13 protein-coding genes and 1 pseudogene are annotated in these 16,044 nt (G+C 46.9%); 4 read left to right on the top strand and 10 right to left on the bottom strand.

Features of this window, described 5'->3' with window-relative positions; genetic code table 11:
• Nucleotides 1-26: 26 nt before the first annotated feature.
• Genes bioD through bioB form a run of 4 tightly spaced genes read right to left on the bottom strand, consistent with a single transcriptional unit; the run spans nucleotide 27 to nucleotide 3,627 of the window.
• On the bottom strand, nucleotides 27-707 hold the full coding sequence (bioD, locus tag C2M34_RS14735; protein WP_105199081.1) for a dethiobiotin synthase: 681 nt from the start codon (nucleotides 705-707) through the stop codon (nucleotides 27-29).
• Entirely contained in the window at nucleotides 704-1,447 is a 744-nt protein-coding gene (locus C2M34_RS14740; RefSeq protein ID WP_105259183.1) for a methyltransferase domain-containing protein, read from the bottom strand. The genes bioD and C2M34_RS14740 overlap by 4 nt, the downstream gene beginning before the upstream one ends.
• Nucleotides 1,444-2,583, bottom strand: coding sequence for an aminotransferase class I/II-fold pyridoxal phosphate-dependent enzyme (locus C2M34_RS14745; protein ID WP_105259184.1), 1,140 nt, complete (start codon nucleotides 2,581-2,583; stop codon nucleotides 1,444-1,446). The genes C2M34_RS14740 and C2M34_RS14745 overlap by 4 nt, the downstream gene beginning before the upstream one ends.
• On the bottom strand, nucleotides 2,584-3,627 hold the full coding sequence (gene bioB, locus C2M34_RS14750; RefSeq protein ID WP_105189673.1) for a biotin synthase BioB: 1,044 nt from the start codon (nucleotides 3,625-3,627) through the stop codon (nucleotides 2,584-2,586).
• A 95-nt stretch (nucleotides 3,628-3,722) separates the two neighbouring features.
• Here bioB and bioA point away from each other — a divergent pair, with 95 nt between their 5' ends.
• Both bioA and C2M34_RS14760 read left to right on the top strand, forming a co-directional pair.
• A complete protein-coding gene (bioA, locus tag C2M34_RS14755) occupies nucleotides 3,723-5,024 on the top strand; it encodes an adenosylmethionine--8-amino-7-oxononanoate transaminase (protein ID WP_105259185.1) in 1,302 nt (433 codons plus the stop codon).
• A gap of 183 nt (nucleotides 5,025-5,207) precedes the next feature.
• Entirely contained in the window at nucleotides 5,208-6,545 is a 1,338-nt protein-coding gene (locus tag C2M34_RS14760) for a KamA family radical SAM protein (RefSeq protein WP_105215818.1), read from the top strand.
• Between the two features lie 53 nt (nucleotides 6,546-6,598).
• Here C2M34_RS14760 and C2M34_RS14765 read toward each other — a convergent pair whose 3' ends face one another.
• The gene (locus C2M34_RS14765) at nucleotides 6,599-7,030 is read right to left on the bottom strand and encodes an ATP-binding protein (RefSeq protein WP_105199084.1); all 432 of its coding nucleotides are present in this window, start codon (nucleotides 7,028-7,030) and stop codon (nucleotides 6,599-6,601) included.
• Between the two features lie 546 nt (nucleotides 7,031-7,576).
• On the opposite strand from C2M34_RS14765, the gene asnS reads away from it, so the two are divergent.
• Nucleotides 7,577-8,974, top strand: coding sequence for an asparagine--tRNA ligase (asnS, locus tag C2M34_RS14775; RefSeq protein WP_105259187.1), 1,398 nt, complete (start codon nucleotides 7,577-7,579; stop codon nucleotides 8,972-8,974).
• Between the two features lie 252 nt (nucleotides 8,975-9,226).
• Here asnS and C2M34_RS14780 read toward each other — a convergent pair whose 3' ends face one another.
• The 5 genes from C2M34_RS14780 to C2M34_RS14800 all read right to left on the bottom strand — a co-directional run bounded on the left by C2M34_RS14780 (nucleotide 9,227) and on the right by C2M34_RS14800 (nucleotide 14,140).
• Nucleotides 9,227-10,108: an HAD family hydrolase gene (locus C2M34_RS14780; RefSeq protein ID WP_105259188.1), complete on the bottom strand. Its 882-nt coding sequence runs from the start codon at nucleotides 10,106-10,108 to the stop codon at nucleotides 9,227-9,229.
• Between the two features lie 2 nt (nucleotides 10,109-10,110).
• Nucleotides 10,111-11,754 carry a metallophosphoesterase family protein gene (locus C2M34_RS14785; RefSeq protein ID WP_105259189.1) on the bottom strand — a complete coding sequence of 548 codons (1,644 nt, stop codon included), beginning with the start codon at nucleotides 11,752-11,754 and terminating at the stop codon, nucleotides 10,111-10,113.
• Between the two features lie 316 nt (nucleotides 11,755-12,070).
• On the bottom strand, nucleotides 12,071-12,382 hold the full coding sequence (locus C2M34_RS14790; protein ID WP_105259190.1) for a DUF2845 domain-containing protein: 312 nt from the start codon (nucleotides 12,380-12,382) through the stop codon (nucleotides 12,071-12,073).
• A gap of 82 nt (nucleotides 12,383-12,464) precedes the next feature.
• Nucleotides 12,465-13,391: an electron transfer flavoprotein subunit alpha/FixB family protein gene (locus C2M34_RS14795; RefSeq protein ID WP_105259191.1), complete on the bottom strand. Its 927-nt coding sequence runs from the start codon at nucleotides 13,389-13,391 to the stop codon at nucleotides 12,465-12,467.
• Nucleotides 13,388-14,140, bottom strand: a complete 753-nt coding sequence (locus C2M34_RS14800) for an electron transfer flavoprotein subunit beta/FixA family protein (RefSeq protein ID WP_105199915.1) — start codon at nucleotides 14,138-14,140, stop codon at nucleotides 13,388-13,390. The genes C2M34_RS14795 and C2M34_RS14800 overlap by 4 nt, the downstream gene beginning before the upstream one ends.
• Before the next feature lie 230 nt (nucleotides 14,141-14,370).
• Here C2M34_RS14800 and C2M34_RS14805 point away from each other — a divergent pair.
• Nucleotides 14,371-16,016 (top strand): annotated as a pseudogene (locus C2M34_RS14805) (electron transfer flavoprotein-ubiquinone oxidoreductase).
• The last annotated feature ends 28 nt before the right edge of the window (nucleotides 16,017-16,044 follow it).

Below are 16,044 nucleotides of genomic sequence, written 5' to 3' on the forward strand. Positions count from 1 at the left end.
ACAAGATGCCAGAGGAAGGAAAAGCGCTAGCGCAGCGCCAGCACATCCAATAAGGTGCCATGAATACGCAGTTTTGGGGTGCCCTCAGTATAAGGACTCTCGGCCAGCATGGGCACAGGCATGCGCGCCTTTAAGGTGGCCAAATTGGCATCGTATTCGGCCATGTCAGGGTCAACCTGATTGGCTATCCACCCAGCTACCTCCACTCCTTGCTGTTGCAGGGACGCCATGGTGAGCAAGGCATGATTTAAACAGCCGAGCTTCATGCCGACCACCAAGATCACAGGGAGTTTGGCCGCCACCACCCAGTCGCTAAGTAACTCTTGATCATTGATAGGCAATAACCAGCCCCCGGCACCCTCGGTAAGCAAGATATCTGCGTCCAAGGCGCTGATCTCTTCATACGCCTTATTTAGCTTGGCCAGTGTGATTTGTTCACCCTGTTGCGCTGCGGCAATATGAGGAGCTATGGGCGGCTCATAAATAAAGGGGTTTACCTGCTCGTAAAGTGCTTGCGTATTACCGCTTTCAATTAATGTCAGCGCATCGGTATTAACCAGACGACCAAAGGCCTGCTCGGCACCGGCAGCTATGGGTTTAAAGCCCAAAGCCTTGCGTTTATGTTGTACAGCCAATTTCAGCAGCAGACTGGTTACATGGGTTTTACCGGCATCCGTGTCCGTGGCGGTAATAAAAAATTGCTTCATTTAATAAGTTCCAAAAAGACCACGTTATAGCTCAGGGCAACCTCTGGGATGTCGCCCCCTAAGCACTGCAACACTTGAAGATATTCGCCCTTGGTAAGCGCCTTATGGCCCTGCTCGGCACTGTTTGCCCCTATGGCAGATAAGCTTTTTAACGCATCCTTGGCACTTGCATAGGTGTCGTACAAGGGCAACTCTTGCTGCCAATTGACATTAAAACCGGCATTGTGCGCTGCACCTTGTATTTCTTCAAAGCTAGCGAAATGATTAATCGCCGCTCGCCCTATACCGGCAAACGCGTTTTTTACCTCAACCAAAGAGCCAGCGGCAACTATGGCCAAAAAAGCACGCCCCTTAGGTTTAAGCACGCGGTAAAGCTCGGCCAGGGCGATGTTTAAATCACTGGACCATTGCATGGCAAAGTTACTAAATACCGTATCCAGACAGTTGGCCTGCAGCGGCAGCGCGTCCATATCGGCACAGAGCTTAATGCTTTGCGTACGAATTTGTGCCAGCATCGAGGGCGATAAATCAAGGGCTATCAGGGCATCGCTTTGCGCCGCAAGAGCCGCGCTGTTAACACCGGGCCCCGCCCCTAAATCCAAACACAGCCCTAATGGCCGCTGTGCTAGATGTGCTAACAGCACCTCGCTGGCACTGGCCTGCACGCGGGCATGATGCTGATAACGACCCGCCGCCTTGGAAAAGTGGGATTGGGTTTGTTGTTTTAACGCCGCGCTCATCGACAGGACTCCAGGGCCTTGACCAAGGTGTCTATATCCTGCTTTTGATGGGCAGCGGTCAGGGTAATGCGTAAACGCGCGGTATTGTGGGCAACCGTAGGCGGTCGAATGGCACTGAGCCAAATACCCTGCTCACGTAAATCGGTTTGCATTTGCAAGGCGCTTTCGCTGTCACCTACGATCAGCGGCTGAATTGGCGTCTGTGAGTCCATTAATGCCAAAGACGCTTGCGCACAACGCTCTCTAAAATAAGCGATATTACGCGCCAGTTGCTGGCGCTCGGCGTGAGCGTCAAGCAATTGAGTAAGGCGCTGCTCGGTAACGGCGCATTGCAGCGGCGACACCGCGGTGGAATAAATATAATCGCGATTACTTTGTAATAACAGCTCAATCACAGGTGTTGAAGCCAACACCACTGCACCGTTGCTAGCCAGGGCCTTACCAAAGGTGATCACCAGAATATCCGGGCGGGCGCGCTCGTTATCTGTTTCGCCATAGGCTGTGCCCAAACCATTCCCCAGCACGCCAAAACCATGGGCGTCATCAAGCATAAACCAGGCATCATGGGCTCGGCACAGGCTATGAATATCCGCAACCGGGGCGCAATCCCCGTCCATTGAGAACACGCCCTCACTGACCACCAGCTTGTTTTTCGCCTTGGATTTGGTCAAACGGGCCTGTAAGTGACTGATATTGTTATGATTAAAACGCTGCATAGCGGCATTGGCCTGTAGACCGCCGTCGATCAAACTGGCGTGATTAAGCTTATCCTGAACAATAAGCCCATCATTACTTTCTCCAAACAGGGCTTTTAATACGCTGATATTGGCGCTAAAGCCGCTCGGAAAAAGCATGGCAGCTTGGTAGCCAAGCAAATCACAAAAACGCTGCTCTAATGCTTGGTGGCAACGCTGATAGCCTGTAACCAAGGGAGAGCTGTGCGCGCCAGAGCGAGCATCAAGGCCAGACAAGGGTAAGTCCCCCAAGCCAAGATAGTCGTTGGAAGCAAAGTTAAGATAGTCCTTGCCAGCCACACGAATGCTGCGGGCACTGACCTCTTCCACCAGTACCCGACGACGCAACAGGTGTTGCTGCCGTCTGGTTTCTAATGCGTCATTGATATAGTCAAACGCCATTTATTTTGCTTCGTAGAACAGCTCAGATTCGGCCTTGTCGGCAATTGCCGAGCTTAGTGATGCCTCGTAGGCTTCATCTGAATAGTCCTCCCCCTGAGCCGGGCGCATGCCTAGCTTACGAATAAGGTTCATATCCGTGTCTGCTTCCGGGTTTTCCGTGGTAAGTAGCTTATCACCGTAGAAAATGGAGTTGGCACCAGCAAAGAAACACATGCTTTGCATCTGCTCGTTCATGGCCGTACGACCGGCAGACAAACGCACATAACTCTTCGGCATCATGATACGCGCCACGGCTATGGTGCGGATAAATTCAAAGTGATCCAGGTCGTCAACATTTTCCAGCGGCGTACCCTTTACCTTAACAAGCATATTAATTGGCACACTTTCTGGCTGTTTTGGCAAGTTAGCAAGCTGGATCAAAAGGCCGTATCTGTCTTTGGCCTGCTCACCCATACCGACGATACCGCCGGAGCATACCTTCATGCCGGCATCGCGAACATGATCTAGAGTGTCTAAACGGTCCTGATAGGTACGAGTAGTAATGATCTGCTGATAATACTCAGGCGAGGTGTCTAGGTTGTGGTTGTAATAGTCCAAACCGGCATCGCGCAACTGATGCGCCTTATCGTTATCCAGCATGCCCAGAGTCATACAGGTTTCAAGGCCAAGCTCTTTGACCTCACGAACCATTTTTTCGATATAAGGCATATCGCGGTCCTTAGGATCGGACCAAGCGGCGCCCATACAAAAACGGGTCGCGCCCTTTTGTTTTGCTAAACGGGCCTGCTCCACGACCTTTTCCACTTCCATCAGGCGCTCGCGCTCCAGGTCAGTTTTATAATGACCGGACTGAGGACAGTATTTGCAGTCTTCCGGACAGGCGCCGGTTTTAATCGATAGCAGGGTCGAGATCTGCACCTCATTGGGATTAAAGTGCTGCCTATGAATGCTCGCCGCCTTAAACAGAAGGTCGTTAAAAGGCATTTCGAAAAGGGCTTTTACTTGTTCATGGGTCCAGTTATGGCGGATTTCAGCCTGTTGCATAGGGTTCTCTTTATTATCGACGGTAAACTTATTTTGTATCAGTCTACGAGTTGCCTTAGTATTGTCAACGCCAGTGCAATGTTTAAAGTTTACCTATGAACAATAATTATACAGAAAGCAATTCTATCGATGTCGAGTTTGACCGTGACCATATTTGGCACCCCTACACCTCCATGCTTAAGCCCCTGCCCAACTACCCGGTCACCCATGCCCGCGGTACCCGCTTGCATTTAGCCAGTGGCGAGAGTTTGGTCGATGGCATGGCCTCGTGGTGGAGCGCACTGCATGGCTATAATCACCCACGCTTAAACCGGGCGCTGCAAGAGCAAAGCGAAAAAATGAGTCATGTGATGTTTGGTGGTATTACTCATGCCCCGGCGGTAGAACTGTGTAAAAAGCTGATTGCCATGACCCCGGCGCCACTGGATAAGGTGTTTTTGGCAGACGGTGGATCGGTCAGTGTTGAAGTGGCTATCAAAATGGCGCTGCAGTACTGGTTTAGCCAGGGTCATAAGCAAAAGCATAAGATAATGACCCCACGCAAGGGCTATCATGGCGACACCTTTGCGGCGATGAGCGTATGCGATCCGGTTAATTCCATGCACAGCATGTATCGTGGCTTTTTGCCCGAGCAGATTTTTGTGCCGCAGCCACAAAGTGCCTTTGATGGCGAATTTAACGAGCATGAAGCGGAAGAATTAGCCCATTACTTTGCCGAGCATCATCAAGACATTGCCGCCTTTATTATCGAGCCCATAGTGCAAAATGCCGGCGGCATGAACTTCTATCACCCCGCATACCTAAAGACAGTGCGCGCCCTGTGCGACCAATATGATGTGCTGCTTATCTGCGACGAAATCGCCACCGGGTTTGGCCGCACCGGCAAGCTATTCGCCGTCGAGCATGCAGATATCTGCCCGGATATCATGTGTGTGGGCAAGGCCCTAACCGGCGGTTATATGACCTTAGCCGCCACCCTGACCACGGATAAGGTCGCCCGCGGCATTTGTAGTGGTGAAGCCGGTGTCCTAATGCACGGCCCGACCTTTATGGGCAACCCCCTGGCCTGCGCCGTGGCCAACGCCAGCCTGAGCCTGTTACAGGAAAACGACTGGCAGCAACAGGTCGGCAACATCAATCTTTGGCTACAACAACTGACGCGCTGTACGGAGCTTGATGCTGTGGTGTCGGTGCGCACCTTGGGCGCCATCGGCGTGGTGGAGCTCGATAGCAATGTCGATGTGGCTAAAATTCAGCGCTTTTTCGTAGCGAACGGGGTGTGGATCCGACCTTTCGGTAAACTTATCTACCTTATGCCACCTTTTGTGAGTTCAGAGCAGGACATAGAAACCCTGTGCAATGCCATTTACCAAGCCATTGCCGAAAGACATTACTAGATCAAACGATTTATAATCTAGCGGCGATCTTATTTGTTTCCGTACAAATAAATAAAATCACCATAAAAGTGATTAAAAAACGCTTTTATGGTGAAATTTACCGAGTAATTCCGGGGTTTCGCTAGGAATCACCCCTTGCTTTTTGTTAGAGTACAAAACTTTTCAATAAGCAAGTGACTTTCTATGCAGCAACACGTCCAGATTCAGCCAGCGGAGGCCTTTGTCCCACCCAGGTTTACCGTGTATCAACATCGCCAAATTGATAAAATTGAGGCTTTGCATCAACTGCCAGAGCATATGCGCTTTGAAATGAAGGTGGTCGCAAGTGTATTCCCTTTCCGCGTCAATAATTTTGTCATTGAAGAATTGATCGACTGGGATAAGGTACCCAATGATCCCGTCTTTCAATTGACCTTTCCGCAGCGCGGTATGCTTGATGACGAGTCATACGAACAAATGGCGGCGCTGCATAGAAGCAACCCCAGTGCTGAAGAAGTGATGACGCTGGCCCAGGAAATTCGCTTAAAGTTGAACCCTCATCCCGCCGGACAAATGGAAAAGAACGTGCCTGAGCTAGATGGCGAGCGCGTCGAAGGGATCCAACATAAATACAAAGAAACCGTCCTCTTCTTTCCATCTCAGGGCCAATATTGCCACTCTTACTGCACCTTTTGCTTTCGCTGGGCGCAGTTTGTAGGTAAAGCCACACGCTTTAACAATAACGATGCCGAACTGCTGCACGGTTATTTGCGCGAGCATACAGAAGTAACCGACCTACTGATGACAGGTGGTGATCCCATGGTTATGCGCACGATCAAACTGCGTGGCTATCTTGAGAAGTTAAAAGAGCCGGAGTTTGATCATATTCGCACTATCCGTATTGGCACCAAATCATTGACCTTTTGGCCATACCGATACCTGACCGACCCGGACGCGCAGGACTTATTGGCACTATTAAAAGAATTGGTCGATGCCGGTAAGCATGTGTCCATTATGGCCCATGTAAATCATAAGCAAGAGCTGCGCAGTCCGGCCACCCGCGAAGCCATCGCTTTAATTCGCAAAACTGGGGCGCAAATTCGCACCCAGGCGCCACTGCTCAATAACATCAACACCGATCCCAATATGTGGGCCGAGATGTGGAAAGAGCAAACCCAGCTAGGCATGATCCCCTACTATATGTTTATCGAGCGGGACACGGGTGCAAAACGCTACTTTGAGTTGCCCCTGCACAAAACCTGGGAAACCTTCCGTGAAGCCTATAAACAGATCTCCGGAGTAAGTCGCACCGTGCGTGGCCCATCAATGAGTGCCGGCCCAGGTAAGGTCGAAGTATCGGGTGTGAGCGAGATCGCCGGTGAAAAGGTGTTCGTACTGCGATTCATTCAGGCCCGCAATCCGGACTGGGTGCAACGTCCTTTCTTTGCCAAATACGATGAAGCCGCCACCTGGCTTGATGACCTAAAACCAGCCTTTGGCGAAGAGAAGTTCTTCTGGGAAGACGAATACAACGCCATGTAAGGACATAAAAAAATCCCGCTTAATGCGGGATTTTTTATTTGCTGAGGCAGTGACTACCATTCAAACTGGTAGGCCATCTTCGCTATGGTTCTCAACGCCACATTATGGGTATTACGCTGAGCATAAAGGTGCTGCATGGCCTTGTCCTTAACCTCACCCACTATCACCTCTTTAACCTGATAACCCAAAGCATGAGCGGCCTCTAGATAGGCAATAAATTCCCATTTTTTTATATTGGTGTTATCGGCTATCACCAAGGGAATACCCTCGCTCAGGGCCTTGATAAAGCGTGCTAGGTTAAGGTTGTGGTATTCGGGAAGCTTATGCTTATCGAATTGATAACCCTCGGCGCCGACAAAGTAATCATCGGTGCTGCAAATGACATATTGACTGCTGTCGCCGGCGACCAAATCGTCGGCCAGGTTGTGCGCATAATTGGTTTTACCGCTGCCAGGTAAACCGCGCAAAATAAACGCTTGTTTCATTAACTACTCACTAAGGCTAGCATGAAGCTGATGCACAAAAACGCCCTTGCAATTAAGGATAGAGGCGCTAGCTACATCATTTTATTTATCTTTCTGGCTCTTATAATGCCACAAACAGCGCACAGACTGCACAACCCAAGTAACATTAAGGCAGATTTTTTGCACTTAATAGCCAAAAATCCGGTGTTTGTACGCCTAAATAGCGCCACTGGCCAAAATCCTGCTCCGGCGACCCTAATGGATGATGAGCAAAACCAGTACAAACAAGCTCCATCCCAATGCTGCACACCAGCCAATCAATATAAAAGGGCCCGTTCCGTCGCCTCGTAACATCCCCCTAAGCCTTATAATTTCACGCTCAATTTTAGTTTAGGTGAATTATTGGCCATTTTTCAGCCATTAAGCGGTAAAGAGCGTAATTGGCAGTTTTTTTCTCACCCGAACACGGTTAAGATAGGCCTCTTAACTTACATCATAATAAAGCTGCTTAGTAAGAGCCTGAACAAGGGCTAAGCAACTTGGGCAATAGTAATCATTGGAGTGAAAATGAGCCATACAGCAATCGCCGAGCTATTAAAAGGCGCCGTTGCCGTGGACAGCCAGGTGACCATTAAGGGCTGGGTGCGTACACGTCGCGACTCAAAAGCAGGTATTTCGTTTTTAGCCGTTCATGACGGTTCGAGTTTTGATCCTATTCAAGCGGTCGTGCCCAATTCGCTTAATAATTATGATGAAATCACTCGTTTAACCGCTGGTTGCTCTGTGTCTGTAACCGGTAAGCTGGTTGCTTCCGAAGGTCAAGGCCAGGCGTTTGAGATTCAAGCCGAAGCCGTTGAGGTGATTGGCTGGGTTGAGAACCCGGATACTTACCCTATGGCGGCCAAGCGCCACAGCATCGAATTTTTGCGTGAGCATGCCCACTTGCGTCCACGTACCAATGTGATTGGTGCCGTAACGCGCGTGCGTAACTGCTTATCGCAAGCCATCCACCGCTTCTTCCACGAGCGTGGTTATATGTGGATCAGCACGCCTATCATTACCGCCAGTGACTGTGAAGGTGCCGGTGAAATGTTCCGTGTATCGACGCTTGATATGCAGAACCTGCCACTGACCGACAAGGGTGACATAGATTACAGCCAGGACTTCTTCGGTAAAGAAGCCTTCCTTACCGTTTCAGGTCAGCTCAACGGCGAAACCTATGCCAGCGCTCTGTCTAAGATTTACACCTTCGGTCCAACATTCCGCGCCGAAAACTCTAACACCTCGCGCCACCTGGCGGAATTCTGGATGGTTGAGCCGGAAGTGGCCTTTGCCGATCTGAACGACATCGCCAAGCTGGCCGAAGACATGCTCAAATATGTATTCGCCGCCGTGCTTGAAGAGCGCCGTGACGACATGGAATTCTTTGCTCAGCGCATCGAGAAAACAGCTATTACACGTCTAGAAGAATTCGTGAGCAAAGACTTTGCTCAGGTGGATTACACAGACGCCATCGAAATCTTGAAAGAATGTGGCAAGAAATTCGAATTCCCTGTTGAGTGGGGCGTAGATCTGCAATCAGAGCACGAGCGTTACTTGGCCGAAGAACACTTTAAAGCACCGGTTGTTATCAAAAACTACCCACGCGATATCAAGGCCTTCTATATGCGTCAGAACGAAGACGGCAAAACCGTGGCGGCCATGGACGTGGTTGCCCCTGGTATCGGTGAGATCATCGGTGGTTCACAACGTGAAGAGCGTTTGGACGTACTGGATGCCCGCCTAGATGAAATGGGTTTAAATAAAGAAGACTACAGCTGGTATCGTGATCTACGCCGTTACGGCACAGTGCCACACTCTGGCTTTGGTCTTGGTTTTGAGCGCTTGGTTGCCTATGTAACCGGTATGGGCAACGTTCGTGACGTTATCGCCTTCCCTCGCACTAAGGGCAGCGCTACTTACTAATACTTAGTTAGATGGCAAACAAAAAACCGCTCAATGAGCGGTTTTTTACTTTGAGTTATTGTAGGAGAGGAATAAAGTTTCATACTAAACAGTCAAGCAACCCTGCTCGAACCGTTTAAGATTAAACATGATCAAAAATAAAGATTCATACTAAATGCTACTATCAAGTCCGAATCAAGCTACAACTGAGTATTAAAGTATCATACTCGTTGTAACTCACTTCTGGACATTTAAGAGTTACGTAATTGTCGTTTACTGTAAATCTACTGAACTTTTGGCTTGAACACCTTGCCAGTCAAATAATTCAATAAGATCACTGAATGATTGAGCTATATAGTTTGGTTTCGAGTCACTTAAGGCTTTTTTAAGTGATTCTTCTCTTTCTACATCTGCCGGTGTCCAGTGTGTAATAGAGACTAAAAGCTGCCAGAATTCTGGCGAATGCTGTTTCCCATACTCCGCCCATACTGAAGAAATACCAGCTTCATTAGCCATAGAAATATCTTTAACAATTGAGTCACCTATGTAGACAGCTTCGCTTGGTTGAACACCTTCTTTTGAGCAAATATCTAAAAGTAGGTTGGGATTTGGCTTGAGCTCATTTTTTGATAGCAACCTTAGTGAGTTTTCGTGTTTTTGAAGCCACTGAAGCGTATGCTCATCTAAGTCATCATGAAATTTATCTTTGGGCGCATATAAGTGACTGAAATATCCTTTTATCCCTAATTTTTCTAAACGGTATAAGGAGTTTCTTACAGGGGCTTCCGTATGTGCGACAATTTTTACTCCTTTTTGACTCATGTACTCTAAAGTATCGATAACACCACTGTAACACTTTAGTACTTTTTTTCTCTTCGAATTAAAACTGTGTAGTGCTTCATCTAAATGCAGCTTCAGTACTTCTTTGTCTTTAGTTTTATATTTTTCTTGAATAGAGTCTAACTCGAAAATAGAAAACGGGTATTCGGTATTACTGTGGTACTGGTGAACTTGCTTAAAATCATCAACAAGTTCATCGCGATCTATCCCAGTGATTTCAACTGTTTTTTCAAGCATTGCACCAAAAGATTGGGCGAAAAAGCTAACCCAATCGTAAAGTGTATTATCTAAATCAGTAATCAACAATTTTTTCATATTTATTCCAAAATTATGGGATTTCCGTCTTCCGTAACTCTATTTTCGTTAATAGTGTAAAATTGAATAGCTATATTTTTATTTGAGAAATCTAGTTCCGCAAGTTGGTTTAAGTGTCCCGGTATAAGGTGCGTGTGGTGCGCACTGGTACTTCCTAATCCAACTAACCAGACTGATTTTCTATCTACAGATGTATGGTCTTCCAATTTAACTACGCTTCTCTGGTGGGTATGACCATGCAGGATCACGTCTACATCATGCTCGTAACACCACTTTATAGTAGCTTGAGAATCATATACATAACTACCTGGTGATGACCCAAGATAGGGTGTATTGCTATATTCAACAGGCAACAAGTTGTGGTGTACCACTACAATTCTTATGGTTCCGTATGCTTTAGGAATCGTCCACCCCATTTCTTTTGCAGCATCTACACGCTGGTCTTCACCAATTAATCCATTGCCTTGAAACAGATCTTTATATTGTTGCATTCGGTTTGAATTAAGGAAACAAATGTCTACAGACCTTTGTTGATTGACAAGAAATTTCTTCCCCATAGAAAGGTACTGATTAGGTGCGGTTGAAGCAACTGCTTCAAAGTGTGCTTCATAAGCAGCGACAGAAACTTCTGAATTCTCTATTGCTCTCAGATTATCAATCTCTTGTTGTGATAGCCTGTGCGGTGCATTTTCTTCTCCTCTTTGTAGCATTTGATACTTTTCTAAGGCACTTTTTTGTTCTTCTGTTAATTCTCCATTATATGCGAGGTCATGATTGCCGGGGCAGAAACCAATTTTATCGAAGCTTAGCTTAGTGTTTGAGCATAAGTACTCGTAGAAATCTGAAGTCTTTTTAAACTCAGATGCAGAAGCTCTCCATGTCATATCACCAGAGACTATTAGCGCTTGAATTTGCTCTTTAAATTTATCTTCAATTAGTCGCTCAAGAGATTGATCTTGAAGTCTGTTATCAAAACCGTGTTGGTTGTCACCATCGGAAAAGTGTAAATCGGTCATCCAATGGAGTTTGGATGTGTAAACTTTACTGTGATTCTTCGGAAAAACACTCGGGTTAACACTATTATTATTATATAAGAGTATTTCGTGCGAGTCGTGTTCTGAAGCCACATAATCAGTCAAAAACCAAATAGTTCTGTCTTGATGTCTTAATTCATCAGGGCTAATAACACGCTTGTTAAAGAAATCTTTAAAGGGCTCACTTTCTTTAAATAGTCCGTAGTTATTATCTTCGTAACTAAATTGATTAAGTTCATCTTTTACGCTAGCGTTACCTATTTCGTCAATTGATGTAAGTTTAAACCAGGCTTTAAAAGACCTTTCTCTGTAGTAAGATGGCGTATAGTCAGGTTCTGGGCATTCTATACCCAATGGAGCATTGTCGAACCTTATCGCAGATAATTGGGCTCGAAATAACTTATTTTGTCCACTATCGAACAGAAATATTTCTTGTTCCCCCTTTGCCAATAATTCTTGAAAGTCATTAAACTTCGATGGGCATTTCTCGCCAGCTTTGCACCACCATCCCCAATACACAAAACCATTATCTTCAATCATTTCCTTATGGATATTAATAGTACCATCAGGTGGGGTAACGAGATCTCTAAACCTAAGTGCTAACTTTGTCATAATTATTATTCCTTTTTAGATATTCCTATACTGCTCTAAATATTAACAACAGGCACAGTTTTGTTAAACCCTAGCTGCAATGGTGTCATTAACGGGGAAGTGGATATTAGTTCTTCAGCTAGTTTCTATCTGGGGTAAAAGTGACTCTCAATAATCTTCATAATTTATAGTTGAGTCAACTCATATTGGGGCATTTTCGATTTAGGAATGGCAGCGTATCGATTACGATCGCTGCCATTTTAGTATGATACTTTAATACTCAGTATGAATCTTTATTACTCAGTATGAGACTTTATTACTCTCTCACAGTTATCCATCAACGATTACGTTGCTTGGAATTTATACTTGTTACTTTATCGCCTTTAAAGGTGACAGATACCAAGTATTCGCCGCCAATATCACCTTGCAATCGATAAGACCAAATTTCGGTTTTCTTACCAGCAAAACCATCGCCTTTGTCTACGCCAATACTTTGCACATCCTTCATTAACGGCTCACCCAGCTTATCAAGTATTTCTATTTTATTCATACCCGCATAAACCAGGTCGCCATCCGCCAAACGGAAGCTTTGCCCCGCAAGCGCCATAGCGCTGCAAAAAATCAGCAATAAGTAGATGACGTTTTTCATATACTCTCCTTGTAGATAAAAATCAGCATAAAAAAAGCCCGTATAAGAATAGCTTATACAGGCTTTTTTTATCTAGGATCAATTACAGAGCGGCTTCAAGCTCAGGTAATACCTCGAACAGATCCGCTACCAGACCATAGTCGGCCACCTGGAAGATAGGTGCATCCGGGTCTTTGTTGATGGCCACAATCACCTTAGAGTCTTTCATACCTGCCAGGTGTTGAATGGCACCACTGATACCCACGGCAATGTAAAGGTTAGGAGCAACGATTTTACCCGTTTGACCAACCTGCATATCGTTAGGTACGAAACCCGCGTCTACCGCGGCACGAGAAGCACCAATGGCGGCACCTAGCTTATCGGCAATACCTTCAAGCAGCTTGAAGTTCTCACCGTTTTGCATACCACGACCACCCGAGATGATCACATCGGCAGCGGTAAGTTCAGGCCGCTCAGACTCGGTCTGCTCTTTTGATACAAATGCGCTGTTGCTAGAAGCAATCACATCACTAATTGCTTCAATCGGTGCGCTGCCGCCCTGCTCGGCAATATCAAAGGCACTGGCACGTACGGTGATGATGTGCTGTGACTCCAATGATTTCACCGTGGCAATGGCATTACCGGCATAAATCGGGCGCTTAAAGGTTTCGGCATCGATTACGTCGATAATGTCCGATACCTGCGCTTTATCCAGTAACGCGGCAACACGTGGCATCATGTTTTTGCCTGTGGTGGTGGCGCTGGCGAAGATATGGCTGTAATCGGCGCATAGCTTAACCACTAGGTCGGCACAGTTTTCTGCTAGCTGATGCGCGTACTCAGCGCTGTCGGCTACCAGAACGCGACTTACACCACTGATAGTGCTTGCTTCTTGAGCCGCAGCTTCCAAGCCTTCACCAATCAGAAGTAGGTCGATATCGGCGCCAACTTTAGCGGCCGCATGCACTGTTTTTGCCGTTTCCGGCTTTAGTTGACCGTATTCGTGTTCAGCAATAACTAATGATTTCATGACACCACCTTCGCTTCATTCTTCAACTTACTGACCAGGGTTGCTACGTCTTCAACGATCACACCACCTTGGCGCTGACTTGGCTCCTCAACGCTTACCAATTGCACGCGAGGGGTAAGATCAACGCCCATATCGGCTGCATTTTTAACATCCAACGGCTTACGTTTAGCCTTCATGATGTTAGGTAAAGATGCATAACGAGGCTCGTTCAAACGCAGATCCGTTGTCACTATCGCCGGTAGGGTGAGTGCCACGGTTTGCAGACCACCGTCTACTTCACGGGTCACATTCACCTTGCCGTCGTTTAATTCTACTTTTGAGGCGAAGGTGCCTTGCGGCCAACCGCGCAGTGCTGCCAGCATTTGACCTGTTTGGTTATTATCGGCATCAATACTTTGCTTACCTAAAATCACCAAATCTGGCTGCTGTTCGTCAATGACCTTATCAAGCAACTTGGCCACATGCAGTGAGTCCAGCTTATCTTCAGTTTCGATATGAATAGCGCTATCAGCACCCAAGGCTAATGCGGTACGCAGTTGCTCTTGAGCGGATTTATCACCAATAGTAACGGCCACTACTTCAGTCGCTTTACCCGCTTCTTTTAAACGTATGGCTTCTTCGATGGCAATTTCACAAAATGGGTTCATCGCCATTTTTACATTGGCCAAATCCACATCACTTTTATCGGCCTTAACGCGTACTTTTACGTTGTAATCGATTACACGTTTAATGGGCACTAATACTTTCATATATGCTCCTAATAGAGACGCAGGAAGGTGGGGATACGGCTAAAACCCGCATAATCACTATTTTGACACCACAACCTGACGTTAACGTAAACTTATTTATTTTGATGAAATCAGCGTACTTCCTGTTGACGTAAACGTCAACCTAAAATAACCTTGGAGCACTATCTTTTGTGTAACGATTAATTTGCATTTCGTAACACTTTGACCGTCATCAATAGCAGGGGATTATTATGGTAGAACGTGAGACCATGGAATTTGACGTGGTGATCGTAGGCGCAGGGCCTAGCGGCCTTGCCAGCGCCATTAAACTTGCGCAGCTTGCACAAGAACAACAACAAGAATTAATGATATGCGTGGTAGAGAAAGGCTCGGAAGTCGGTGCCCATATTCTCTCCGGCGCCGTATTTGAAACCAAGGCCCTTGACGAGCTGTTGCCAAATTGGAAGGAGCTAGGCGCTCCGGTAACCACAGCAGTGACCGAGGATGAGATCTATTGGTTCAACGACGAGAAAAGCGCCAAGTCCCTGCCCCACTTTATGGTTCCTAAAACCTTCCATAATAATGGTAACTACATTGTTTCCATGGGTAACGTTTGTCGCTTTTTGGCCGAGCAAGCCGAGCAGCTTGGGGTAGAAATTTTCCCTGGCTTTAGTGCCCATGACCTTATTATCGAAGACGACACGGTTAAAGGCATTATTACCGGCGATATGGGTCTGGACAAAGACGGCAACGAAAAGCCGGGCTATATGCCGGGCATGGAACTGCGCGCCAAGTACACCATCTTTGCCGAAGGCTGCCGTGGTCACCTGGGTAAGCAACTAATCAATCAATTCGCCCTGGATGCGAACAGCTCGGTGCAGCATTATGGTATCGGCTTTAAAGAAATCTGGCAGATAGATGCGGATAAACACCACGAAGGTAAAGTAATCCATGGTACGGGTTGGCCTTTATCCGGTGATACCAGCGGCGGTGCATTTATGTATCATGCCGAAGACAATCAGGTCGTGGTTGGTTTAATCGTAGATTTGAACTATTCAAACCCACACCTAAGTCCATTTGATGAATTCCAGCGCATGAAGCATCACCCGGTGTTTGCCGATGTCCTTAGCGGCGGTAAGCGCCTGGCTTATGGTGCCCGCGCCATTGCCAAAGGTGGTCTGCATTCTTTACCTAAGATGCACTTCCCTGGCGGTTTATTGGTAGGCTGTGATGCCGGTACCCTGAACTTTGCCAAGATCAAGGGTAATCACACGGCGATGAAATCTGGCATGCTAGCCGCAGAGAGCATTTTTGCAGCCCTGCAAGCGGGTCAAGAACACACAGAACTGACGGATTTTGCAGAGCGTTTTAAAGCGTCTTGGTTGTATGACGAGTTATACCGCTCGCGTAACTTTGGTCCGGCCATGCACAAGCTGGGTAAGTTCTTTGGCGGTGCTTATAACACCCTAGATCAAAACCTGTTTGCCGGTAAATTACCCTTCACCTTTAAGGATAATACTCCAGATTACGCCACCTTTTACCGGCTGCTCAGGCGCCAAAAATCGACTATCCAAAACCGGATGGTCAGCTAAGCTTCGATAAATTGTCGTCGGTATTTTTATCCAATACCAATCACGAAGAATCGCAGCCTTGTCATCTTAAACTTAAAGATGCCAGCATCCCTATCAAGGTGAACCTGGCCCGTTATGATGAACCGGCACAGCGTTATTGCCCGGCGGGTGTTTACGAAGTGGATAGCACCGAAGGCGAGCCTAAATTTGTGATCAATGCGCAAAACTGCGTGCACTGTAAAACCTGTGATATTAAAGACCCGAGTCAAAATATCACCTGGGTAACACCAGAAGGCGCTGGCGGTCCAAACTATCCAAATATGTGATACCAATTCACTTAAATAGCTAATCATT

The sequence above is a fragment of the Pseudoalteromonas sp. T1lg88 genome (assembly GCF_002964765.1).
Taxonomy (GTDB): domain Bacteria; phylum Pseudomonadota; class Gammaproteobacteria; order Enterobacterales; family Alteromonadaceae; genus Pseudoalteromonas.